This is a genomic window from Kitasatospora indigofera, from assembly GCF_014655955.1.
GTDB lineage: Bacteria > Actinomycetota > Actinomycetes > Streptomycetales > Streptomycetaceae > Kitasatospora > Kitasatospora indigofera.
On the sequence record NZ_BNBO01000029.1, the window covers coordinates 82,558 to 104,627 of the forward strand.

Genomic DNA, 22,070 nt, shown 5'->3' on the forward strand with positions numbered 1-22,070 from the left:
TGACGCTCGCGGTGGTGACGGGGGCTGGGTGACGGGGGTTGCGGAGACGTGCGCTGCGCCGACCGGGGGCGGCCGGACGGCCGGACGGTCAGGGGCCGGGGCCTGGGCCGGCGTCCGGGCCTGAGCCGTTGCCGCCGTCCGTCCCGCTGCCGCTGCCGGTCCCGGTGCCCGTGTCGGCGTCGGAGGCGGCGTCCGGTTCGGCGCTGTGGCGGTGCAGGGGGCCGTGGCGATGTCCGGAGCCGGGCATGGCCGGGTGGCGGCCGATCATCACCACCCCGACCACGATGCAGACCAGCCCGGCCGCCTCCCAGGCCAGCGCGACCGGCGTGACCCGTAACCGGTCGCCGAGGAAGGCCACCGCGCAGGCGATCCCGGTGAGCGGCTGGGCCGCCGTCAGCGCGGGCAGGGACATCCGCAGCGGCGCCGCCTCGAAGGCGCTCTGCACCAGCAGCAGCCCCACCACACCGGCGGCCAGCACCGCGTACGGCTCCCAGGTGCGCAGCACCTCGCCGAGCCCGTGGTTGTCCAGCCGCTGCGCGACCGTCCGGGTCAGCGCGTCCTGGAGGCCGTACAGCAGGCCGGCGGCCAGCGCGAGCAGGGTGGCCTCCTCCAGCAGCGGCATCCGGCGGGCGGTCGAGACCAGCAGCAGGGTCAGCCCGACCACGATGCCGACCGTCAGCCAGTGCCGCAGCGCGCCCGCCTCCGTCCCGCCGCCCTGCGGCTTGCCGGCCACGATGAACGCCGTCACCCCGGCGGCCAGCAGCAGTACCCCGCACCAGCCGGAGCGGCCGAGCGACTGCCGGGTCAGGACCCGGGCCAGGGCCATCGCGAAGAGCAGGTTGGTGGCCAGCAGCGGCTCGACCAGCGAGACCTCGCCCTTGTCCAGGGCGAGGGCGCTCAGGGCCAGCCCGCTGACCATGAACGCGGTGCCCAGCAGCCACTGCGGCATCCTCATCAGGTCCAGCAGCAGCCGCCAGTGCAGCAGGTCGGAGCGCGGTGCGCGCTGGGCCGCCTGCTGCTGGAGGACGAACCCGAGACCCAGGCAGCAGGCCGCGCCGACAGCCAGGAGGAAGACCACCACGGAGGACCACCCAAAGGTCTGGTGGCTGCGCCGCATCCGAGCCGGTCCGGCCGGCCCGGTGCCACGGCGCGCTGCCGCCAGCCTACCGCCGGGGGCCTGGCCGGGGCCGGTCCGCCGACGGCGCGCGCGTCGCGCGTCGCGCCCTCATGCAAGGCTTGCAGCCGGGCCCCGCGCGGGCGCACGCTGGTGGGAGCGGGTGCGACGAGGGGGGTCTGCGCCAGGAGGTGCGGCATGCACAACCAGTGGGATGTGGAGCTGAGCTTCGAGGAGGACGGGGTGCACACCGAGTGCGAGGCCAGACTGGTCGGCGCGCGGGCGCCGGGCCTGAACGCCCACGGTGAATCCGTCCGGAGCGCCGACGACCGGCCGCTGGCCCGGATCGGCGAGGAGATGGCGGCCGCCCGGGCGCTGGAGGAACTCTCCCGCAAGCTGCGCAGCCAGGCCGTCGGCGAGATCGACGACGAGGGGCACCGCCCCGCCTACCTGATCTACTGACGGACCCGCCGGCCCGACCGGTCCCCGATGCGTCCGGCCGGCGGGTGCGGCGCGCCCGGGGCCGGGGGACGCCGTGCACCCGGCCGTGGGTGCCGCCCGGTGACGGCCGCCCGGGCACCCGACCACCGGATCCGGGGGGCAGAGGGCAGACGGTTCGGCGGCTCGGACGCCCGCGGGTCAGACGCCCGCGCGTACGCTCCCCGGCTCCGGGACGGCCGGGTCCTTGCCGCGGATGCCCTTCAGCAGCAGTACGAGCAGGGCCGTGACCAGCGTGCCGGCCACGATCGCGAGCAGGTACAGGAAGGGGGCGCCGATCAGCGGCAGCACCCAGATGCCGCCGTGCGGGGCCCGCAGGGTGGAGCCGAAGGCCATCACCAGGCCGCCGGCGGTCATGCTGCCGGCGATCGCGGCCGGGATCACCCGGAGCGGGTCGGCGGCGGCGAACGGGATCGCGCCCTCGGTGATGAACGAGGCCCCGAGCACCCAGGCCGCCTTGCCGTTCTCGCGCTCCTCCCGGGTGAACAGCCGGGCCCGGACGGTGGTCGCCAGCGCCATCCCCAGCGGCGGGGTCATCCCGGCCGCCATCACCGCGGCCATCACCTTGAGGCTGCCGGCGTCCGGGGCGGAGCCGGCCGTGGTGAGCGCGCCGGCGGCGAAGGTGTAGGCGACCTTGTTGAGCGGGCCGCCCAGGTCGAAGGCCATCATCGCGCCCAGCAGCACGCCCAGCAGGATCGCGTTGGTGCCGGACAGGCTGTTCAGCCAGTTCGTCAGGCCGCTCATCGCCGAGGCGATCGGCGATCCCACCACCACGAACATCAGGAAGCCGACCGCCGCGACCGACACCAGGGGGATCACCACCACCGGCATGATCCCCCGGACCGCCCCCGGCACCCGCCGGCGCACCATCCAGCGGACCAGGAAGCCGGCGGCCAGCCCGGAGACCAGGCCGCCGAGGAATCCCGCGCCGACCGTCACCGAGATCGCGCCGCCGACGATGCCCGGAGCCAGGGCCGGCCGGTCGGCGACGGCGTACGCGATGTAGCCGGAGAGGACCGGCACCAGGAAGCCGAAGGCGGCCGTACCGGCCTGGAAGAGCATCGCGGCCCAGCTCTGCCGGGAGGCCCAGTCGAAGTGGCCGACCACGGAGGCGGCGGACGAGATCTCGTACCCGCCGATCGCGAAGGCCAGCGCGATCAGCAGCCCGCCCGCCGCCACGAACGGGATCATGTAGCTGACGCCGGTCATCAGGTACTGCCGGAGCCGACTGCCCCAGTGGTCCTCCCGGCGGCCGGTGACCGGGCCGCCGCCCGCCGCCCGGGCGTCCGCGCCGACCCGGTCCGGGCCGGCCGGATCGGCGGCCCGCGCGGCCCGGACCGCCCGGGCGACCAGCTCGTCCGCGCGGTGGACGCCCGCCCGCACGCCGACGTCCACCGTGGGCTTCCCGGCGAACCGGCCCCTGTCCCTGACCTCCACGTCGTGCGCGAGGATCACCGCGTCCGCCGCCGCGATCACCTCGGGGGCGAGCGGGGTGGAGCCGGCCGAACCCTGGGTCTCCACCCGGATCTCGGCACCGGCCCGGGCCGCCGCCTGCTCCAGGGCCCGGGCGGCCAGGTAGGTGTGCGCGATGCCGGTCGGGCAGGAGGTCACGGCGACCAGCCGGGGCCAGGACCCCTCGGCGGGTCCGTCGGCGGGCCCGTCGGCGCGCGCTTCGGCGCCGGCGGCCGGTCCGGTGGGCGGTTCGGCGCCGGCGGCCGGTGCGGGAGCCGGTGCGCGGGCCGCCGGCGCGTCCTCGCCGTTCACCAGGGCGGCGACGGCGGTCGGGTCGGTGGCGGCCCGCAGGGCGCCGGTGAACCCCGGGTCCGTCAGCCGGCGGGCCAGCGCGGCCAGGATCCGCAGGTGGTCCTCGTCCGCGCCGTCCGGCGCCGCGATCATGAAGACCAGGTCGGCCGGGCGGCCGTCCGGGGCGTCGAAGTCCAGGCCGCGCGCGCTGCGCCCGAAGGCCAGGCTGGGCCGGGTGACATGCGCCGAGCGGCAGTGCGGGACGCCGATGCCCTCGCCCAGGCCGGTCGGCGCCCGCGCCTCGCGGGCGGCGACGTCGGCGAGGAACCCGTCGAGGTCGGTGATCCGGCCCTCGGCGAGCAGCCGCTGGGCGAGCGAGCGCAGGGCCTCCGCCTTCTCCCCGGGGGCGAGGTAGAGGTCGACGAGCGGGGGAGTGATCAGCCTGCCGGAGTCGTGCACGGTGGTGGTCCTTCAGCGGTCGGTGCCTGGTGGGTCCCATGGCCTGGTTCCCGTTGCCCCCGGGGTCCGTCCCGGCCGCGGTCCGCGTCCGGCCGGTGTCCGGGGGTCGCGCCCCGGGCGCGCGGTCAGCCGGCCAGCGGCCGCTCCAACGGCAGGTCGGCGGTGACCTGGACCGTGTCCGGATCGAGGTCGGCCGGGCCCGGCATCGCGCTGCCCGGCAACCCGACGGCGGCGGCCCCGTGCGCCAGCGCCGCCGCCAGTGCCCGGGGCCCGGCGCCGCCGGCGCCGAGGAACCCGGCGAGGGAGGCGTCGCCCGCCCCCACGTCGCTGCGGACGACGGCGACCGGCGCGGTGCCGAACCAGCTGCCCTCCTCGCAGACCAGCAGCATGCCGTCCGCGCCGAGGCCGGCCAGCACCTGCCGGGCGCCCTGCTTGACCAGGTGGCGGGCCGCCTCGAAGGCGTCGCCGACGGTGGCCACCTCGCGGCCGGCCGCCTCGGCCAGCTCCTCCCGGTTGGGCTTCACCACGTCCGGCCGGGCGCCGAGGGCGGCGAGCAGGGCGGGGCCCGAGGTGTCGACCGCGGTCCGGGCGCCGCGGTCGCGCACCCGGCCGACGAGTTCGGCGTACCACCCGGGGGCCAGGCCGCGCGGCAGGCTGCCGCAGCAGGCCAGCCAGTCCACCCGGGTACCGGCGAAGTCCTCGCGGACGGCGGCGAGCAGGGCGGCCGCCTCCGGCGCGGTCAGTTCCGGCCCCGGCGAGTTGATCCTGGTGAGGACGCGGTCGCCCTCGACCACGGTGACGTTGGTCCTGGTCTCGCCCCGGACCGGCACGGTCGCCACCCGGATCCCCTCCTGGAGCAGCAGGCCGGAGAGCAGCGGTCCGGCGGAGCCGCCGAGCGGCAGCACGGCGGTGGTCCGGTGTCCGGCGGCGGTCAGCGTGCGGGCCACGTTGACGCCCTTGCCGCCCGGGTCCACCCGCTCGGAGGCGGCCCGGTTGACCGCGCCCCGGTGCAGCCGGTCCAGCTCGTAGGTCCGGTCCAGGCTGGGGTTCGGCGTCATCGTGACGATCACGCGCGGATCACCTCCGGCCCGAGCCGCTCGATGCCGGCGGCCCGCTCGTCGGACAGCCCGGTGTCGGTGACCAGGACGTCGACCTGGCTCAGCGAGGCGAACCGGGCGAAGTGCCGGGTGCCGAACTTGGCGGAGTCGGCGACCAGCACCACCCGCCGGGCGGCCCCGACCATGGCGCGCTTCACCGCGGCCTCCGCGAGGTCCGGGGTGCTGAGCCCGCCCTCGGGGTCGAAGCCGTTGGTGGCGATCACCGCCAGGTCGGCGTGGATGTCGGCGAGGTCCCGCAGGGCCCAGGCGTCGACGGCGGCCTGGGTGCGGTGCCGCAGCCGTCCGCCGACCAGGTGGAGGGTGAGGTCGGGGTGGTCGGCCAGCCGGGCGGCCACCGGCAGGGCGTTGGTCACCACGGTCAGCGCGCTGTCCAGCGGCAGCAGGGCGGCGAGCCGGGAGACGGTGGTGCCGGCGTCGAGCAGCACGCTGCCGTCGGCGGGCAGCAGGGCGAGCGCGGCCCTGGCGATCCGCTCCTTCTCGCCGGCCGCCGTGCTGTCGCGCTCGGCCAGCCCGGGCTCCAGGTGGAGGCCGCCGGCGGGCAGCGCGCCGCCGTGCACCCGGCGCAGCAGCCCGGCCCGGTCCAGCGCGCTCAGGTCGCGCCGGACGGTCTCCTGGGTGACGCCGAACTCCTCGGCGAGCGAGGGTACGTCGACCCTGCCGCGCTGCTGGGCCAGCGACAGGATCTGCTGCTGCCGCTCCGCTGCATACATGTGGGTTTGGGTCCGTTTCCTGTCCGGTTACGCCTGATTGACCCAGACGATACGCGCGGCCGACGGGAAAGCCCAGGAAACCGGGCCGTCCCGTTATGCCCGAATCTGTTGACTTGATCATGTAATCGGACGTAGAACCAATGGAAACGCCCCTTCGGCGGACGTGGAACCACATCCGCTCCCGGCTTTCCGTCGAAACCCGGAGGCGCCGGCCCGGTCGCCACCGCGCACCGCGGCCGCCTCCCGCCCCTCGTCACCGCGTGCGTACTCCGGGGCCCGCATCCCGCATCCCGTTCCCCGGCCGGCCGCGTCACCCATCCCGGCCGCGTCACCCGCCCCCGCCGCCGACACATCGCCGTCAGCATCTCCGCCGCCGGCCACCGCCGCCTCCCGACCCTCGCCGCCCCGCCACCTGCCGCCACCACCCAGGGAGGTCCCCGTGCCCCGACTCCTCGTCTCCGTAGGCTCCCCCGCCGGCCTGCACACCCGCCCGGCGGCGCTCTTCGCCCGGGCCGCCGCCCGCCAGCCCGTCCGGGTGACCGTCCGCAAGCCCGGCCGCAACCCGGTGGACGCCCGCAGCCTGCTTGCCGTCCTGACGCTGGCGGCCTGCTACGGAGACACCCTGGAGCTGGCCACCGACGGCGACCACGCCCACGCCCAGGCCGCGCTGGACGAACTCGCCGGCCTGCTCGGCGGCGACTTCGACAACGGGGACGGCCGGTGATTCGACAACGGGGACGGCCGGTGAGCGGGCGTCCCGGCCCCACGCCCCGGGCCTCGACCGGCACGGCCTAGCATGTCGGGATGGACTTCCTGAGCCTGGCCGAGGTGGAGACGATCGCGCGGCGGGCCCACGACGGGCAGGTCGACAAGGCGGGCCGGCCGTACGCCGAGCACCTGGCCGCCGTGGCCGGCGGGGTGCGCGAGCGCGGCGGCAGCACGGAGCAGATCGCCGCGGCCTGGCTGCACGACGCGGTCGAGGACGACGCGCTGACCCAGCAGTGGCTGGACACGGCGCCGCTCCCGCCGGCGGTCAAGGCGATCGTCGCCGCCGTCACCAAGCGGTCCGGCGAGGCCCCCGAGGAGTACGCCGCGCGGATCCTGGCCACCCCGGGCGCCCTGCTCGTCAAGCAGGCCGATCTCGCCCACAACGCCGACCCGGTCCGGCTGTCCGCCCTGGACCGGGCCACCGGGGAGCGGCTCACCGCGAAGTACGCCCGGATGCACCGCCTGCTGGGCCTGCCCGGGCCCGCGGACGCCGGGCACCCGGCGGGCTGAGCCGGCGCCCGTCCCGCGCGGCCGCCGGCCCGGTCCGGGGGCCGGTCCGCCCCGGCTGACGGCCGCCCGGCGCCGGGGCCGGCCGTTGTGGGCGTGAACCAATACACTCCCGTTCGCACTCATGAGAGAGTCGTGGTGCCGAACCGACGAGGGGGCCACGAGTGGCAGCAGGAAGCACCGAGCCCGAGCCGCGCCAGCCCGTGATGGCGGACGTGGCCCGGGTCGCGGGAGTGTCCCACCAGACGGTCTCCCGGGTCCTGAACGGTGCGCCGCACGTCCGGCCCGACACCCGGGACCGGGTGCTGGCCGCGATCCGCGAGCTCGACTACCGCCCCAACTCGGCGGCCCGGGCACTGGTCACCCGGCGTTCGCAGACCCTCGGTGTGGTCAGCTTCGGCAGTGCCCTGTACGGGCCCGCCTCGATGCTGGACAGCATCGAGCAGGCCGCCCGCAGCGCCGGCTACTTCGTGAGCGTGGCCAGCCTCCGCTCGCTGGACAGCCGCTCCGTGCAGGAGGCCGTGGACCGGCTGCGGGACCAGGGCGTGGAGGGCGTCGTCGTCCTCGCCCCGCAGATCTCGGCGGTCAGCGCGGTGGCCAAGCTGACCACCACCGTGCCGGTCGTCGCGATCGGATCGGGCAGCCGGTCCCGGGTGCCGATGGTCGCGGTGGACAACGAGGCGGGGGCGCTCGCCGCCACCCGCCACCTGCTCGACCTCGGGCACGCGACCGTGCACCACATCGCCGGCCCGGCCGGCTGGCTGGAGACCACCACCCGGCAGGACGGCTGGCGCAAGGCGCTGGAGGCGGCCGGCGCCCGGGTGCCGGCCGTGCTGACCGGCGACTGGAGCTCCCGTTCCGGCTACGAGGCGGGCCTCAGGATCGCCGAGGATCCGCAGGTGAGCGCGGTGTTCTGCGCCAACGACCACATGGCCCTCGGGCTGCTGCGGGCCCTGCACGAGTCCGGCCGGGCCATCCCCGAGGACGTCAGCGTGGTCGGCTTCGACGACATCCCCGAGGCCGCCTACTTCACCCCGCCGCTGACCACCGTCCGCCAGGGCTTCGGCGAACTGGGCCGGCGCGCCCTGGAACTGCTGGTCGCCGAACTGGGCGACGGCGGTGGCGCGAGCCCCAGCCACGCCCTGGTCTCCCCGGAGATGGTGCTCCGCCGCAGCACCGGGCCCGCCGCGCAGCGGTAGGACAGGCCCAGGGCCCCGCCGGGCCGGACGTCCCCCGCTGCCCGGCAGCGGGGGACGTCCGGCGTGCGCGCCGGAGCGGGGCCGGCGCCGGCCCGGTCCGTACGGTCCGGCGGGCGGCTCTCCCCGCGGTGCGGAATCCCAGCCAACCCTGCCGTTCCCACGCTTGCGCCACCTATCGAAAATCGATAGATTCCCATCGCAACTCGATGGAGGGATGGTTCATGGGAAAGCTGACGGTGCGCGCGCTGCGCGCCATCCTCATGCTGGTGCTCGTCGGCACCGTGCTCGTGCAGGTGGGGTTGGTGTGGGCGTTGGCCACCGACCCGGAGGACGGGTCGCTCCCGCTGACCCCGTTGCGCCTGATCACGATCCTGGGGCTGGTGTCGGTCCAGGTCGCGGTGGTCTGCGTCTGGCGACTGGTGGCGATGGTGCGACGCGGGACGGTGTTCTCGCACGCCGCCTTCCGGTACGTGGACGGTGTGATCGGCTCGATCGTGGCGGCCGCCCTCGTCTGGTTCGCGGTCACCGCCGTCAACGCGCCGGGCCAGCGGGAGGACCCGGGCGTCACGGTGATCATGGCCGGGATCGGCGTCGCCATCCTGGGGGTCGCCCTGGTGGTGCTGGTGCTGCGGATGCTGCTCACCCAGGCCGTCGCGCTGGACGGCGAGGCGGCCCGGATGCAGGCCGAGTTGGACGAGGTGATCTGATGCCGATCACCGTCGACATCGACGTGATGCTGGCCCGGCGCAAGATGTCCGTCGGCGAGCTCGCGGAGCGGGTGGGGATCACTCCCGCCAACCTGGCGGTACTCAAGAACGGCCGCGCCAAGGCGGTGCGTTTCGCGACGCTCGCCGCGCTCTGCGAGGTGCTCAAGTGCCAGCCGGGTGACCTGCTGCGGTGGGAGGCCGAGGACGCCGCGGGCGGATGACGTGCCCCGCGGGGCGGCCGCCCGCGCCCGCCCGGCCGCCTCGGGACGCCGGTCAGAACAGCGACTCCTGCGCGCCCCTGTCCTCCGGCCGGCGCCGCACGCCCGTCGCCAGCCCGGTGCACGCGGTGGGGCCGGCGGGGGCCAGCGTCCAGCCGGTGAGCAGGCGGGTGTCCAGCAGCAGCGGCGGGTCCTGCGGACCGGTGTCGAGGAAGAGGTGCCGGCCGATCGGCGGGCGGAGCGTCCCGGCCAGGGTGGCGCCGTCGTGCAGCGCGGTGACCTCGTGGTAGAGCGGCGGTGCGCCGGCTTCCAGCCCGAACAGCTCCACGTGGTCGGCGAGCGGCTGGTCCGTCAGCAGTTCGATCGCGTGGCCCGCCAGCAGACGCAGCACCGAGGCACGCAGCTCGACGAGTTCGTGGCGGCGCGTCGCGGCGTCCGGCACGTCCCACCAGCAGGCCGACTTGGTCCGGGTGGTGAGCCGCTCACGGGCCAGGCCGGCCTGGGCGACGGTGAGTTCGGCCCGCCGTACGCCGGGCAGCGGGCCGCGCCCGACGAAGGTCCAGCCGAGGGCGGCCTGCTCCAGCAGCCGGGTGGTGCCGCGCTGTTCGGCGGTGATGCCGACCTTCACCACCCCCGGCCCGAACCAGGCGAGGTAGAGCCGGTAGGTGCGCCCGTTGTCCAGGACCTGGTCGCGGGCGAGGGCCAGCCCGGGGTCGGCGTCCTGGCAGGACTGGCACTGGACGGCCTTGCCGGCGGCCTCGACGACCGCCCCGAACGGGCACGGACGGTGCCCGCCGGAGGTCCGGACGCCGGTGCAGCGGCGCGGCCCGCCCACCAGCCAGCCCACCGGCGTCCCGCTCGCCACGGCCCGGGCGTGCTCCCGGCCGCCGTTGCGCGCGGTGAGCACCGGGCGGCCGTCCTGCCAGCGCAGGCCGGTGGCGGTCCAGCCGGCGGCGGGCGGCTGCGGGGCGGAAGTGGTCACGGTCGGTGAGCGTACGACGTGGCACTGACACCGACCGCCGAGGGGGCCGGCTGCCCGGGCCGGTCACCGCGGGCGGCGGCCGCCACGTGATCGAGGACGTGGCCGGCCATGGCACCCAACCAGGTGCTCGCGTCCAGCTCGTCCCCGGGCGTCGCGTCCCGCCGGCAGGCGACGACGTTCACCAGGCCCTCCTCACCCCGCTCCGGCGGGGGCAGCGCCCAGCGCAGGCCGCGCCCGCCCGCCAGGTACTCCACGCCCCACTTCACGCGCGGCGGCCAGGCGTGGACGTCGTCGAAGCAGCCGGCCCAGCGGGACGGCAGGCCGGCGCCGCGGGCCGCACGGAAGCAGAGCCCCTCCTCGTCGTCGCTGCCGAGGGTCAGCCCGGTCGTGTCGTTCCAGAACTCGACGGCCGCGACGCCCTGGCCGGGGGCGGCGGCGCCCGCCACGCCGTCGGGCAGCAGGTCGAAGGCGGCGGTCAGCGCCACCCGTCCCAGCCGGGCGTGCGCCGTCACCAGCCGGACGGCGCTCCAGCAGCCGTCCAGCGGCAGCCCGTCCTCGTAGGGCAGCGGCGGGAACGGCGTGATCAGCAGTTCCACGGCGGCGATCCGGTGCTCCCACCGGGCACGGTGAAGGCCGCCGGGGGCCGGCCCGGGAGCCGCCAGTGGTCGATCACGGCGGAGACGGACAGCGTGCCGAGCGGCGTGACCACCGAGGGCACGCCCGGCCGGGGATCGGCCTGCCGGGGAACGGCGGGCAGCAGACCCCTGCCGTCACCCGGCACCGGACGGCCGCCGCCGTGAGCGGCGGTCACAGCCAGGCGATCAGGCGCGGGGTGAGGGGGTTCACGACCCCCTCGGGGGGCATGCCGATCGACCCCACCACGCTCGGCACGGCGCCCGGGGCGAGGTCGAGCCGGTAGAGGACGGTGTGCTCGTCCTCGCTGGCGAGGTAGGCCAGCGAACGGCCGTCGGGGGCGAGTGCGGCGCTGTCGACCCGGCGGAAGTGTGCGGGCGGCAGGAGCGCCGTCGCGGTTTCGAGCCTCCCGCGGTCGGCGCTGAAGGTGAGCAGGTAGAGGTTGTCGCCGCCGCAGAACAGGGTGACGTCACTGGTCCACCCGATCGGGCTGCAGTACGGGGCATGCTCCGAACCCGGCAGGGCCGCGCGGCCGTTGGCGGCGCGGCCGATCAGCACCGGCTCGACGTACTCGGCCGCGTACGAGGAGGCCGGGTCGGTCCGGTGCCAGAGCGACAGGCCCGTGCCGACCGCCACCTGCCCGTCGGGGGACACCGCGACCTGGTCGGCCTTGCTCTCCAACGGCCGCCGCAGCCAGGGCTGGTCGCCGGCCAGGACGAAGTCGACCCCCGGTGCCGCCCCGTGCGGGGTCGGGGCCGCTCCCGGCGTGCCCAGGTCACGGCTGGTCACCTGCCGGTCGCCGGTGGCGTACCAGAGGACCGAGGTGCCGGGCTGGAACGCCGGCGCGCTGTCGTCGCCCGCGGCGGCCGGCTTCGGGCCGTCCACCGGGGTGCCGCCGGGCACGGTGAAGGCCGTCGCTCCGAGGCCGTCGCCACCGGGGCGGGGAGCGGTGCCGGCGATCAGGGTGAAGTCCGCGTTGAACAGGGCCCGGTCGGCGGCCGCAGTGGTGCTGCGCGGCTGTCCGCACAGGGCGTCGACCGAGCCGCGCTCCGGCAGGGTGACCTTCTGCCGGGCGATCCGGGCCCCGTCCGGCACGGACAGCGCCTCGACGGTGATCACGTGCACCTTGCCGTCGGCGGAGACCGGGGAGGGCGCCCCGAACCGCTCGCACCAGGCGACCACCACCCGGTCCTTCCCGGCGATTGCCGGGCCCTGCGGGGTCGCGGCCGGCGGGGCCGCCGAGGGGGTTGCGGGCCCGGTGCCGCCGGCGCAGGCGGAGAGGGCGAGTGCGGCGGCGACCGCCAGGAGCAGGTGTCTGCGGGCACTGCGAAGCATGGAGATCCCCCGGTTCGTCGTTCAACGATCCGCAAAATCTAGCAGTGGAGATCATCGGGCCGGTCCGGCGTCCGGGGCGGCCCTCCGCCCGGCGGCACGGCCCGTGAGGCCGGCCGATGACGCCCGCCGGGTGCCCGGGCGGGGACCGGGCCGGGGCGTCGACGGCCGGCACGACCGGCCGACGTGATCGTCAGAAGATGCCGAAGAAGCGATGCCACCAGGTGGGCCACTGAACATGCGAAGGAAGCCGGCCCGGCCCGTCGTAGTCGCTCTCCAGCAGTTCCTCGGGAACCACCGCATAGCCGAGCTCGGCCAACACCCCGTCAACCTTGGCAAGGTCCGCGTCGTCCAGCTCGCCCTCGGCCCGGGCCTCGTCCGTGCCCAGGAAGGCACCCGGGTTGTCCGCGCAGACCAGAGCCAGCGAGCCGAACTTGCTCACACAGACGACGATCCGGGTCCCGCACACGGTCGCGTCCCCGGGCACCGTGACCCGTCCGAACTCGCTGGAGTCCTGGGTGTCCTGCTCAGCCGTGCAGGGGGCTGAGAATTCGCCTTCGAGCCGGGCCACCAGATCGCCGAAGCGGGCCGCGATCCCGCCGCGGTCGTAGTGCTGCGGCCGCTCCAGCCACTGCGGATCATCGAGCTCGCGCAGCAACGCCCGCAGATCCGCTTCATTCCCGTTCATGCGCTCATCCTGACGCGACCGCAACCCACCGACCGGCTCGGGGTACCACCCTGCGGCCCGACACCGCCCCTTCAGGTTCAGGTACCCGGTTCCGGGACGGGCGGGGCTCGCGGCCGGAGGGCGGAGCAGCGCCGTCATCGACGGGCATCCCGCTGCGCAGGTGGTCCGGGCGGCCCGGCCCGCCGTCGGTGCCGGCCCGGGGCTACCGGAGCTCCCATGTCCGGCCGGGCGTCCCGTCGCAGCTCCGGAGGTCCAGCGGGGTGCCCTCGTCGGCGCCGCGGCCGGGGTCGTTGAGGCAGAGTCCGGAGAGGCCGTTGCGGATCGTGCCGTCCGGGTGCGGCGCCCAGGTCCGTCCGGGGGCGCCGGTGCAGTCGCGGACGACCACGGGGGTGCCGTCCGCGCGGCCGTCGCCGAGCGCCGCCAGGCAGCGGTTGCCGTAGACCACCAGTTCGCCGCGCGGGGTGGCGGTGAAGGTCTGGTTCTGCCCGCCGGTGCAGTCGGCCGGCACGGCGCGGGTGTCGTCGGCGACGGCGTTGCCGGGCAGTTCGGCGCAGCGGGCGGAGCCGGCCCCGACCAGGGCGGTGCCGGCGGTGCCGGGGAGGGGCCGCAGCAGGACGGCGTCCGGGGCGGGGCCCGGAGCGTCGGGGGCGGCCAGGGTGATCGTGTTGTCCCCGCCCTTGGCCAGCGACAGCAGGACGGAGACGGTGCCCGGCGTGCTCCAGGAGCCGGTGGGCGGGAACGACACGACCGTCGGGGTCTGCCCGTTCACCCGCAGGGTCGCGGTGCGGGCCACCGGGTCGCCGTTGACGTAGGCGATGTCGGCGAGCGCGATGCCCGCCGTGGCCGTCCCGACGCCGGTCAGGGTGAGGCCGGTGCCGGGGCCGAGCGGACCGGCGGCCGCGCCGCCGGAGCAGGGCGCGCAGTCGGTGCGCCCGGCGCCACCGGCCCGGGTGCCTTCCTCGGCCTGGTAGGTGGCGGCGGGCGCCTCGGTGCCGGTGACGGTCAGCAGGACGGAGCCGCCGGCCGGGACGTCGGCCGTCCAGCCGGTGGCGGGGGTGCCCCGGTCGGCGGCCGCCCAGACCTCGCGGACGGTGGCGGGCGCGCCGGTGAGGCCGAGGTCGGTCCAGCGGACGGTGACCGGCGCCGCGGCGGCCGTCCGGTTCAGCAGCAGGACGGCCCGCCGGCCGGTGCCGCTCAGCACCTTGCCGTAGACCTGCAGTCCGGCGGTGTCCTCGGCGGCCTTGACGCCCTGGAGGCCGCGCGGGTCCTGGTCGATCGCGATCATCTCGGGGTTGGTGAGGGTGGCCCGGGTCGTGGGGGTCATCCGGGTCAGGTCGTTGCCGGCGAGCAGCGGCGCGCCGGCGATCGCCCACAGGCTCAGCTGGGTGCGGTTCTGGGCGTCGGTGAGGCCGTCCATGCCGGCCGTCAGCATGTCGGGGTCGTTGACGAAGCCGGTGTGCTGGGCGGCGGGGTGCAGGCTCCGGTCGAAGCTGGCCAGCGCGGCCCCGGGCGAGGGCCGTTCGCCCCAGTGGATGATGTCGTAGCCGGTGCGCCACATCGCGGCGGTGCCGGCGGCCCAGTTCCACGGCCGGCCGACGCCCCATTCGCAGACCGAGAGCAGCATCGGGTGCCCGGTGGTGGCGGTGGCCCCGGCGATCGCGGCGGCGACGGTGCGGTAGCTGGTCTCGGGGTCGAGGTGCTCGGCGTCGCCGCCGCACCAGTCGACCTTGAGGAAGTCGAAGCCCCAGCGCTGGAACCGCAGGGCGTCCTGGAGTTCGTGGCCCTCCATGCCGGTGCCGGCGGCGGCGGGGCGGGTGGTGGGGTAGTAGTAGCCGCAGCCGTTGCGGCCGGCGTCGGTGTAGATGCCGGCCTTGAGCCCCTTGCCGTGGATGTAGTCGGCGACGGCGGCCATCCCGCCGGGCCAGCGGACGGGGTCGACGGTCATCTCGCCGTCGGCGTCGCGGGCGCCCTGCCACCACCCGTCGTCCAGGTTGACGTACCGGTAGCCGGCCTCGGGCAGGCCGGCCGCGACGAAGGCGTCGACCTGTGCCTTGACGGTGGCGAGGTCGATGCTGCTGGCGAAGCTGTTCCAGCTGGCCCAGCCCATCGGGGGCGGCGCGGCGGCCCGGCCGGCGCCGGCGCCGGCGCCGGCGCCGTCGGCGCCGTCGTCCTGCGGGGCGGGCCGCGGGCCGGCGGGCCGGGCTTCGAGGGCGACGGGCCGCGGGGCGGGGCCGGCCGTCGGCGCGCCGGGTGCGACGGCGCCGGCGAGGGCGAGGCCGAGCACCAGGGCCCTGACGACGGGCCGGGTGAGCCAGGGGGTCATGCGCGGCACTCCTGGGTGCGGGAGGTGCGCCGTCCGGGGGCCCGGGCGGGCGTCGCGCGGACCGGCTCCGCCGGGCCCGGGCGGACCGGGACCGGACGGAGCACCGCCGGACCGCCGTGGCGGGCGGTCCGGCGGACGGGGTGCCGACGGAGGGTCAGGACCCGGCCTTGCGCTTGTTGTAGACGTCGAAGCCGACCGCCGCCAGCAGCACCAGGCCCTTGATGACCTGCTGGTAGTCGGTGCCGACCCCGACCAGCGACATGCCGTTGTTGAGCACGCCGAGCACCAGGCCGCCGATCACGGCGCCCAGCACGGTGCCGACGCCGCCGCTGGCCGAGGCGCCGCCGATGAACGCGGCGGCGATCGCCTCCAACTCGAAGTTGATACCGGCCTGCGGGGTGCCGGCGTTGAGGCGCGCCGCGAAGACCATCCCGGCGAGCGCGGCCAGTACGCCCATGTTGACGAACGCGAGGAACACGACCCGCTTGCTCTTGACACCGGAGAGCTTCGCCGCCGGTTCGTTGCCGCCGATCGCGTAGGTGTGGCGGCCGAGGATGGAGTTGCGCATGAGGTAGCCGAAGCCGACCAGCAGCGCCCCCAGGATCAGCAGCACGACCGGGAACCCGTGGTAGCTGGCCAGCAGCAGGGTGAACACCAGCACCGCGGCCGCGATCGCCCCGAGCTTGGCCAGGAAGAAGCCCGTCGGGAGCAGCTCGATCCCGTACCCGGCGGCCTGCCGGCGGCCGCGGACCTCCTGGAGGACGGCCACCACCAGCACGCCGAGCCCCAGCAGCAGGGTCAGGTTGTGGTAGTTGGTGTGGGGGCCCACCTCCGGCAGGAACCCGCTGCTGATCTTCTGGAAGCCCTTGGGGAAGGGCGCCACCGACTGGCCCTGCAGCAGGATCTGGGTGCCGCCGCGGAACAGCAGCATGCCGGCCAGGGTGACGATGAAGGACGGGATGCCGACGTACGCGATCCAGAAGCCCTGCCAGGCCCCGGCGGCCGCGCCGATCAGCAGCGCGACGACCAGCGCGAGCGGCCACGGCACGTCGTGCCGGACCATCATCACCGCCGCCGCCGCGCCGACGAACGCGGCCAGCGAGCCGACCGAGAGGTCGATGTGCCCGGAGATGATGACGATCATCATGCCGATGGCGAGGATCAGGATGTAGCTGTTCTGCTGGATCAGGTTGGTGACGTTCAGCGGCATCAGCAGCGTGCCGTCGGTCCAGATCTGGAACAGCACGACGATCAGCGCCAGCGCCAGCAGCATGCCGTACTGCCGGATGTTGCCCTGCAGCGCCCGGGCCAGCAGGGCGCCGACGCCGCGGCTGCCGCCCTGGTCGGGGCCGGGGGCCGCGCTCGCGGGGGGTTGCGTGGTCTCGGTCTGGGCCATGCCTTACACCTGCTCGTTCTCGGTTGCCGCGCTCACGGTCATGAGGCGCATGAGGGATTCCTGGGTCGCGTCCGCGCGGTCCAGCTCACCGGTGAGCCGGCCCTCGGCCATCGTGTAGATGCGGTCGCACATGCCGAGCAGCTCGGGCAGTTCGGAGGAGATGACCAGCACCGCCCTGCCCTGCGCGGCCAGCCCGGCGATCACCGTGTAGATCTCGGCCTTGGCGCCGACGTCGATGCCGCGGGTGGGTTCGTCGAGGATCAGCACCTCGGGCCCGGAGAAGATCCACTTGCTGAGGACGACCTTCTGCTGGTTGCCGCCGCTGAGCTTGCCGGTCTGCGCGAACACCGAGGGGGCCTTGATGTTCATGCTCCGCCGGAAGCCCTCGGCGACCCTGGTCTCCTCGTGCTCGTCGATCCAGCCGCGCCGCGCGACCTTGCCGAGCGCCCCGAGCGAGATGTTGCGGCTGACGCTGTCCGCCAGGTTCAGCCCGAGCTGCTTGCGGTCCTCGGTGACGTACGCGAGGCCGTGGCCGATCGCCTCCGGGACGCTGCGGGTGCGGATCTCCTTGCCGTCCAGCAGCACCCGGCCGCCGGCCCACCGGCCGTACGAGCGGCCGAAGACGCTCATCGCCAGTTCGGTGCGGCCGGCGCCCATCAGGCCGGCGATGCCGACGATCTCGCCGTGCCGGACGTGCAGCGAGACCCTGTCCACGACCTTGCGCTGATGGTCGATCGGGTGGTGGACGGTCCAGTCCTCGACGGCCAGCGCCACCTCGCCGATCTCCGGGGTGCGGTCGGGGTAGCGGTGCTCCAGGTCGCGGCCGACCATGCCGCGGATGATCCGGTCCTCGGAGATCCCGTCCGCCCTGACGTCGATGGTCTCGATGGTCCGGCCGTCGCGCAGGATGGTGACCGAGTCGGCGACCCGGGCGATCTCGTTGAGCTTGTGCGAGATGATGATGCAGGAGATGCCCTGCGCCTTCAGCTCCAGGATCAGGTCGAGCAGCTTGCGGCTGTCCTCGTCGTTCAGCGCGGCCGTCGGCTCGTCCAGGATCAGCAGCTTGACCTCCTTGGCCAGCGCCTTGGCGATCTCGACCAGTTGCTGCTTGCCCACGCCGATGTCGGCGACCCGGGTGTGCGGGTTCTCGTGCAGGCCCACCCGCTTGAGCAGCGCGGTGGCGTGCGTGACGGTCCGGTGCCAGCTGATGATGCCCCGGCGGGCGTGCTCGTTGCCGAGGAAGATGTTCTCGGCGATCGACAGGTACGGCACCAGGGCGAGTTCCTGATGGATGATCACGATGCCGCGCCGCTCGCTGGCCCGGATGTCCCGGAACTCGCAGGGCTCGCCCTCGAAGCGGATCTCGCCCTCGTAGGAGCCGTGCGGGTGGACCCCGCTGAGCACCTTCATCAGGGTGGACTTGCCGGCGCCGTTCTCGCCGCAGATCGCGTGGACCTCGCCGGGGGCGACGCTCAGGTTGACGTCGGAGAGGGCCTTGACCCCGGGGAAGGACTTGCTGATCGAACGCATCTCAAGGACGGGTCCGGCCATGGTGGTGCATCCGTTCGACGGGGGCGGTACGGGCCGGCGGCTCGGGTGAGCGGCCGACGGCCCGTACGCGCCCGGCTCGGCGCGGCCCGGGGGCCCGGGCCCCGGGACTACTTGAGCTGGTCGGCGGTGTACTGCCCGCCGTCCACCAGCACCTGCCGGTAGTTGTCCTTGTCGACACTGACCGGCTGCAGCAGGTACGCGGGGACGACCTTGACGCCGTTGTCGTACTGCTTCTCGTCGTTCACCTCGGGCTTCCCGCCGGTCAGCACCGCGTCGCCCATCTGCACCGCGACCTTGGCGAGTTCGCGGGTGTCCTTGTAGACGGTCTGGGTCTGCTCGCCCGCGATGATCGACTTCACCGAGGCCAGCTCGCCGTCCTGGCCGGTCACCACCGGCATCGCCTTTCCGGCGCCTCCGTAGCCGACCCCCTTGAGGGAGGAGAGGATGCCGATCGAGATGCCGTCGTAGGGGGAGAGCACCGCGTCGACGCCGGCCGAGGTGTACGACTTGCTCAGCAGGTTGTCCATCCGGGACTGCGCGAGGCCGCCGTCCCAGCGCAGGGTGGCGACCTGGTTGAAGTCGGTCTGCCCGCTCTGCACGACCAGCTTCTTGCTGTCGAGGTACGGCTTGAGGACGCTCATCGCGCCGTTGAAGAAGAACTGCGCGTTGTTGTCGTCCGGCGAGCCGGCGAACAGCTCGACGTTGAACGGGCCCTTGCCGTCCTTGAGGCCGAGCTTGTCGGCGATGTACGTGCCCTGGAGGACGCCGACCTTGTAGTTGTCGAAGGTCGCGTAGTAGTCGACGTTCTTGGTGCCGCGGATCAGGCGGTCGTAGGAGATGACCGGGATGTGGGCGTCGGCGGCCTTCTGCAGCACGTCGGTGAGCGAGGAGCCGTCGATCGCGGCGACCACCAGGAGCTTCGCGCCCTTGGTGATCATGTTCTCGATCTGCGAGACCTGGTTCTCGACCACGTTGTCGCCGTACTGCAGGTCGGTCTTGTAGCCCTTGGCCTGGAACTGCTTGACCATGTTGCTGCCGTCGTTGATCCAGCGCTCGGAGGACTTCGTCGGCATCGCTATGCCGACCAGGCCGCCCTTGGCGCCACCGCCGCTGCCGCTGCTCGCGCCGTCGCCGACGCCGTTGGCGCTCTGGCCGCAGGCTGCCAGCGAGAGCGCGAGGCCGGCCGTGGCGAGGCCCGTCAGTACTTTCCGCACAATTCCTCCAGTGGTCTGCCATCGTCGGCGCGGCCTCGGTGTGGGTCCGGGGCGGGTGGAGCGGGGGCGGGCGAGCCCCGGGCCGACGGATTCGGGGGGCCGGCCGGGAGGGGGCTCCCGGGGCCGTCCGGTGGGGGCCGGGCGGGCCCGCGGGAGCCCGCCGTGGGTGTCGCCGCCATGCCGCTCCGGCCTGGCGTTACATGAGTGTTAACGCTCACAGAAACCTCGTCAAGTGGCCCGAGATCACCGTTGGGTCTCGCGGAGGAGGGGATTCGGAGGATGTCGCGCGGGGGCTTGACGAGGAGATTGTTAACGTTAACAATCGGGCGGGAACGGGCCGCGGCCGTCGCCCGCGCCCGGCCGGGCGCCACGGACACGCGGACCCCCGGAGACCGTCGCCGGCGGCCCGAAGTGAGAGGCTCTGGGCATGGAACAGCGCGTACTCGGCAGGACCGGCCGCAAGGCCTCCGTCGTCGGCCTCGGCACCTGGCAGCTCGGCGCGGACTGGGGTGACGTCCGCGAGGAGGACGCCCTCGCCGTCCTCGACGCGGCCGTGGAGTCCGGAGTCACCTTCTTCGACACCGCGGACGTGTACGGGGACGGCCGCAGCGAGCAGCTGATCGGCCGCTACCTGCGCGAACGCCCGGACGCGGGCGTGCTGGTCGCCACCAAGGCGGGCCGCCGCCTGGAACAGCGCCCCGAGCACTACACCCTGGAGAACCTCCGGGCCTGGACCGACCGCTCCCGCGCCAACCTCGGCGTCGAGGTGCTCGACCTGGTCCAGCTGCACTGCCCGCCCACCGCCGTCTACTCCTCCGACCAGGTCTTCGACGCGCTCGACACCCTGGTGGCCGAGCAGCGCGTGGCCGCCTACGGCGTCAGCGTCGAGACCTGCGCCGAGGCGCTCACCGCGATCGCCCGCCCGGGCGTGGCCAGCGTCCAGATCATCCTCAACCCGTTCCGGCTGAAGCCGTTGGACGACGTCCTGCCGGCCGCCGCGGCCGCCGGCGTCGGCATCATCGCCCGCGTCCCGCTCGCCTCCGGCCTGCTCTCCGGCCGCTACACCCGTGACACCGTCTTCCCCGCGGACGACCACCGCACCTACAACCGGGACGGCTCCGCCTTCGACCAGGGCGAGACCTTCTCCGGCGTCGACTTCGCCACCGGCGTCGAGGCGGCCGTCGAGTTCGCCGCGCTGGCCCCCGAGGGCGCCACCCCCGCGCAGACCGCGCTGCGCTGGATCGTCCAGCAGCCGGGCGTCAGCACCGTCATCCCCGGCGCCCGCAACCCCGCGCAGGCGCGCGCGAACGCGGCGGCCGCGGCCCTGCCGCCGCTCCCCGCGGCGACCCTGGCCGCCGTCGAGGGGCTGTACGACCGGCGGATCCGCGCGACGGTCCACGACCGCTGGTGACCACGACGAACCCGGGCCGCCGCTGACCACGGGGCCGGGCGGGCGGGCCGGACCGGTGCGACCGGGCCGGCCCGCCCGGCGGTTCCGGGCACCGGGCGGCGGTGTCCGGCGGTCCTGGCGGTGCGCGGCCAAAAACCCCGGCGGCGGCGCGCGGGCCCGTGAGAGGATCCCCGGGCAGTGTGCACCGGGACCGACCGTGGAGCGACGATGTACTCGATATCCCTGGGGGACGACGGCGCCGAGCTGTCCCCGCTCGAACCCTGGCAGGCCGAGGACTTCCTGGCCCACATGGACCGGGGGCGGGAGTTCATCGGGCAGCACAACGGGCTCCCCGACATCGTCACCGACCTGGCGTCGAGCCGGGCGTTCCTCCAGGCCTACGCGGAGAGGGCCGCGGCCGACACCGGACGGATCTACGGCATCCGGACGGACGGCACGCTGGTCGGCGCCGTCATCTTCCGCCGGATGGACGTCGGGCAGGGCACCGCCGAGGCGGGCTGCTGGCTGGAGCCGGCGGCCGCCGGCAAGGGGCTGGTGACCCGGGCCGTGCGGACCATCATCGACTGGGCCGTCGAGGAGCGGGGGATCCACCGGGTGGAGTGGTGGGTGTCCGCCGAGAACGGGCCCAGCATCGCCGTCGCCCGTCGGCTCGGGATGACCAGGGACGGTGTGCTGAAGGAGAGTTACCTCTACCGGGGCAAGCGGCACGACCAGGAGATCTGGTCGGTGCTCGCCCCCGTCTGGCGGGCCGCCCGGCAGGGGGCGCAGGCCACGTCGGGCCGTTGATCCCGCCGCCTGCCGTCCAACGTCTGCCGTCCGCCGTCCAACGCCTGCCGCCTGCCGCCTGACGTTCGTCCGCGGGCCGGTGGTCCGGGGCCGCCCGGCCGAGGCGTCCCGGGCTCGACCCTGCGCCTCCTCCGGTGCGTGACCCGGCCGCGCGCCCTGGTCCGCGGCGGGCACGTCGAGGTCCAGGCGAGTCCTGTGACGGTTCGCGCTCCTGAGGGCTGTGCCGCGCCCGGCCGGTCGACGACCCGGCCCGTGACCCGCGCGGAGTCCGGGACGGCGAGGCCCTGACGGCGGACTGCTCCTCCGGCGCGCCCGCCCGGGAGGCCGGCGCCCGCCCCTCGGCTCCCGTACGGCACCGGTCGGCGGCCCGTGCGCCGGCGCCTGGGCCTTGCTCCGCGAGGCGCGGTGGCAGCGGGAGGCGCACGGGCCCCGGGAGGGAAGGGCGTCGTCCGGGCCCGGTGCGGCTCGGGCGCCGAGGGGCGAGGGCATGACCCGGGCGCCGGCCGCACCCGATCAGGGCCGGGCACGGCCGTCCCACCGGCCCCTGCGGTCACAGGCCGGCCGCCGGCCCGCTGCGGTCCGGCGGCCGGCGGCCGCGAATTCGGCCCCGGCCGCCGGCATCCTGCCCAACCGGCCCTGAATCCGGCGGCATTGCCCCTAGTAGGGCTTGGTCAGGTGTACTCGCTGGTGGCGTGTCTTTGTCCCGATTGGCG

At 75.0% G+C, this 22,070-nt stretch carries 21 protein-coding genes; 8 read left to right on the top strand and 13 right to left on the bottom strand.

Annotated elements, in window-relative coordinates:
- Positions 1-88: 88 nt before the first annotated feature.
- Complete coding sequence (locus tag IE329_RS23545; RefSeq protein WP_190212951.1) at positions 89-1,117, bottom strand: DMT family transporter; 1,029 nt, start codon at positions 1,115-1,117, stop codon at positions 89-91.
- Positions 1,118-1,312: 195 nt separating this feature from the next.
- On the opposite strand from IE329_RS23545, the gene IE329_RS23550 reads away from it, so the two are divergent.
- Positions 1,313-1,576, top strand: a complete 264-nt coding sequence (locus IE329_RS23550) for a dsRBD fold-containing protein (RefSeq protein WP_190212952.1) — start codon at positions 1,313-1,315, stop codon at positions 1,574-1,576.
- A gap of 177 nt (positions 1,577-1,753) precedes the next feature.
- On the opposite strand, the gene IE329_RS23555 is transcribed toward IE329_RS23550, so the two are convergent.
- From IE329_RS23555 to IE329_RS23565, 3 genes are all read right to left on the bottom strand, one after another.
- Positions 1,754-3,814, bottom strand: a complete 2,061-nt coding sequence (locus IE329_RS23555; protein ID WP_190212953.1) for a PTS fructose transporter subunit IIABC — start codon at positions 3,812-3,814, stop codon at positions 1,754-1,756.
- Positions 3,815-3,939: 125 nt separating this feature from the next.
- Positions 3,940-4,884, bottom strand: coding sequence for a 1-phosphofructokinase (pfkB, locus tag IE329_RS23560; protein WP_190212954.1), 945 nt, complete (start codon positions 4,882-4,884; stop codon positions 3,940-3,942).
- Positions 4,881-5,642 carry a DeoR/GlpR family DNA-binding transcription regulator gene (locus IE329_RS23565; protein ID WP_190212955.1) on the bottom strand — a complete coding sequence of 254 codons (762 nt, stop codon included), beginning with the start codon at positions 5,640-5,642 and terminating at the stop codon, positions 4,881-4,883. Before IE329_RS23565 ends, pfkB begins: the two co-directional genes overlap by 4 nt.
- 439 nt (positions 5,643-6,081) lie before the next feature.
- Between IE329_RS23565 and IE329_RS23570 the strand changes: the two genes are divergently transcribed.
- The 5 genes from IE329_RS23570 (at position 6,082) to IE329_RS23590 (ending at position 9,044) form a co-directional block, all read left to right on the top strand.
- The gene (locus IE329_RS23570; protein WP_190212956.1) at positions 6,082-6,366 is read left to right on the top strand and encodes an HPr family phosphocarrier protein; all 285 of its coding nucleotides are present in this window, start codon (positions 6,082-6,084) and stop codon (positions 6,364-6,366) included.
- An 80-nt stretch (positions 6,367-6,446) separates the two neighbouring features.
- On the top strand, positions 6,447-6,920 hold the full coding sequence (locus IE329_RS23575; RefSeq protein WP_190212957.1) for an HD domain-containing protein: 474 nt from the start codon (positions 6,447-6,449) through the stop codon (positions 6,918-6,920).
- A gap of 203 nt (positions 6,921-7,123) precedes the next feature.
- Positions 7,124-8,116, top strand: a complete 993-nt coding sequence (locus IE329_RS23580; RefSeq protein WP_190212979.1) for a LacI family DNA-binding transcriptional regulator — start codon at positions 7,124-7,126, stop codon at positions 8,114-8,116.
- 221 nt (positions 8,117-8,337) lie between these two features.
- Entirely contained in the window at positions 8,338-8,823 is a 486-nt protein-coding gene (locus IE329_RS23585; RefSeq protein ID WP_190212958.1) for a DUF2975 domain-containing protein, read from the top strand.
- A complete protein-coding gene (locus tag IE329_RS23590; RefSeq protein ID WP_190212959.1) occupies positions 8,823-9,044 on the top strand; it encodes a helix-turn-helix domain-containing protein in 222 nt (73 codons plus the stop codon). Before IE329_RS23585 ends, IE329_RS23590 begins: the two co-directional genes overlap by 1 nt.
- Positions 9,045-9,096: 52 nt before the next feature.
- On the opposite strand, the gene IE329_RS23595 is transcribed toward IE329_RS23590, so the two are convergent.
- The 9 genes from IE329_RS23595 to chvE form a co-directional block, all read right to left on the bottom strand.
- Entirely contained in the window at positions 9,097-10,023 is a 927-nt protein-coding gene (locus IE329_RS23595; protein WP_190212960.1) for a DUF2797 domain-containing protein, read from the bottom strand.
- Positions 10,020-10,619: a hypothetical protein gene (locus tag IE329_RS23600; protein ID WP_190212961.1), complete on the bottom strand. Its 600-nt coding sequence runs from the start codon at positions 10,617-10,619 to the stop codon at positions 10,020-10,022. The genes IE329_RS23595 and IE329_RS23600 overlap by 4 nt, the downstream gene beginning before the upstream one ends.
- On the bottom strand, positions 10,607-10,834 hold the full coding sequence (locus tag IE329_RS23605; protein ID WP_190212962.1) for a hypothetical protein: 228 nt from the start codon (positions 10,832-10,834) through the stop codon (positions 10,607-10,609). The genes IE329_RS23600 and IE329_RS23605 overlap by 13 nt, the downstream gene beginning before the upstream one ends.
- Positions 10,831-11,991 carry a hypothetical protein gene (locus IE329_RS23610; protein WP_190212963.1) on the bottom strand — a complete coding sequence of 387 codons (1,161 nt, stop codon included), beginning with the start codon at positions 11,989-11,991 and terminating at the stop codon, positions 10,831-10,833. The genes IE329_RS23605 and IE329_RS23610 overlap by 4 nt, the downstream gene beginning before the upstream one ends.
- Positions 11,992-12,181: 190 nt before the next feature.
- A complete protein-coding gene (locus IE329_RS23615) occupies positions 12,182-12,676 on the bottom strand; it encodes a hypothetical protein (protein ID WP_190212964.1) in 495 nt (164 codons plus the stop codon).
- A gap of 202 nt (positions 12,677-12,878) precedes the next feature.
- On the bottom strand, positions 12,879-14,999 hold the full coding sequence (locus IE329_RS23620) for a ricin-type beta-trefoil lectin domain protein (RefSeq protein WP_190212965.1): 2,121 nt from the start codon (positions 14,997-14,999) through the stop codon (positions 12,879-12,881).
- 154 nt (positions 15,000-15,153) lie between these two features.
- Positions 15,154-16,395 (bottom strand): multiple monosaccharide ABC transporter permease, encoded by a 1,242-nt coding sequence (gene mmsB, locus IE329_RS23625; protein ID WP_190212966.1) that lies wholly within the window; start codon positions 16,393-16,395, stop codon positions 15,154-15,156.
- A gap of 3 nt (positions 16,396-16,398) precedes the next feature.
- Positions 16,399-17,946, bottom strand: coding sequence for a multiple monosaccharide ABC transporter ATP-binding protein (gene mmsA / locus IE329_RS23630; protein WP_190212967.1), 1,548 nt, complete (start codon positions 17,944-17,946; stop codon positions 16,399-16,401).
- 107 nt (positions 17,947-18,053) lie between these two features.
- Positions 18,054-19,160 (bottom strand): multiple monosaccharide ABC transporter substrate-binding protein, encoded by a 1,107-nt coding sequence (chvE, locus tag IE329_RS23635; RefSeq protein WP_229927695.1) that lies wholly within the window; start codon positions 19,158-19,160, stop codon positions 18,054-18,056.
- Positions 19,161-19,587: 427 nt separating this feature from the next.
- Here chvE and IE329_RS23640 point away from each other — a divergent pair, with 427 nt between their 5' ends.
- Together IE329_RS23640 and IE329_RS23645 are read left to right on the top strand one after the other, a co-directional pair.
- A complete protein-coding gene (locus IE329_RS23640; protein ID WP_190212968.1) occupies positions 19,588-20,571 on the top strand; it encodes an aldo/keto reductase in 984 nt (327 codons plus the stop codon).
- A 207-nt stretch (positions 20,572-20,778) separates the two neighbouring features.
- Entirely contained in the window at positions 20,779-21,357 is a 579-nt protein-coding gene (locus tag IE329_RS23645; protein WP_190212969.1) for a GNAT family N-acetyltransferase, read from the top strand.
- Positions 21,358-22,070: the final 713 nt, after the last annotated feature.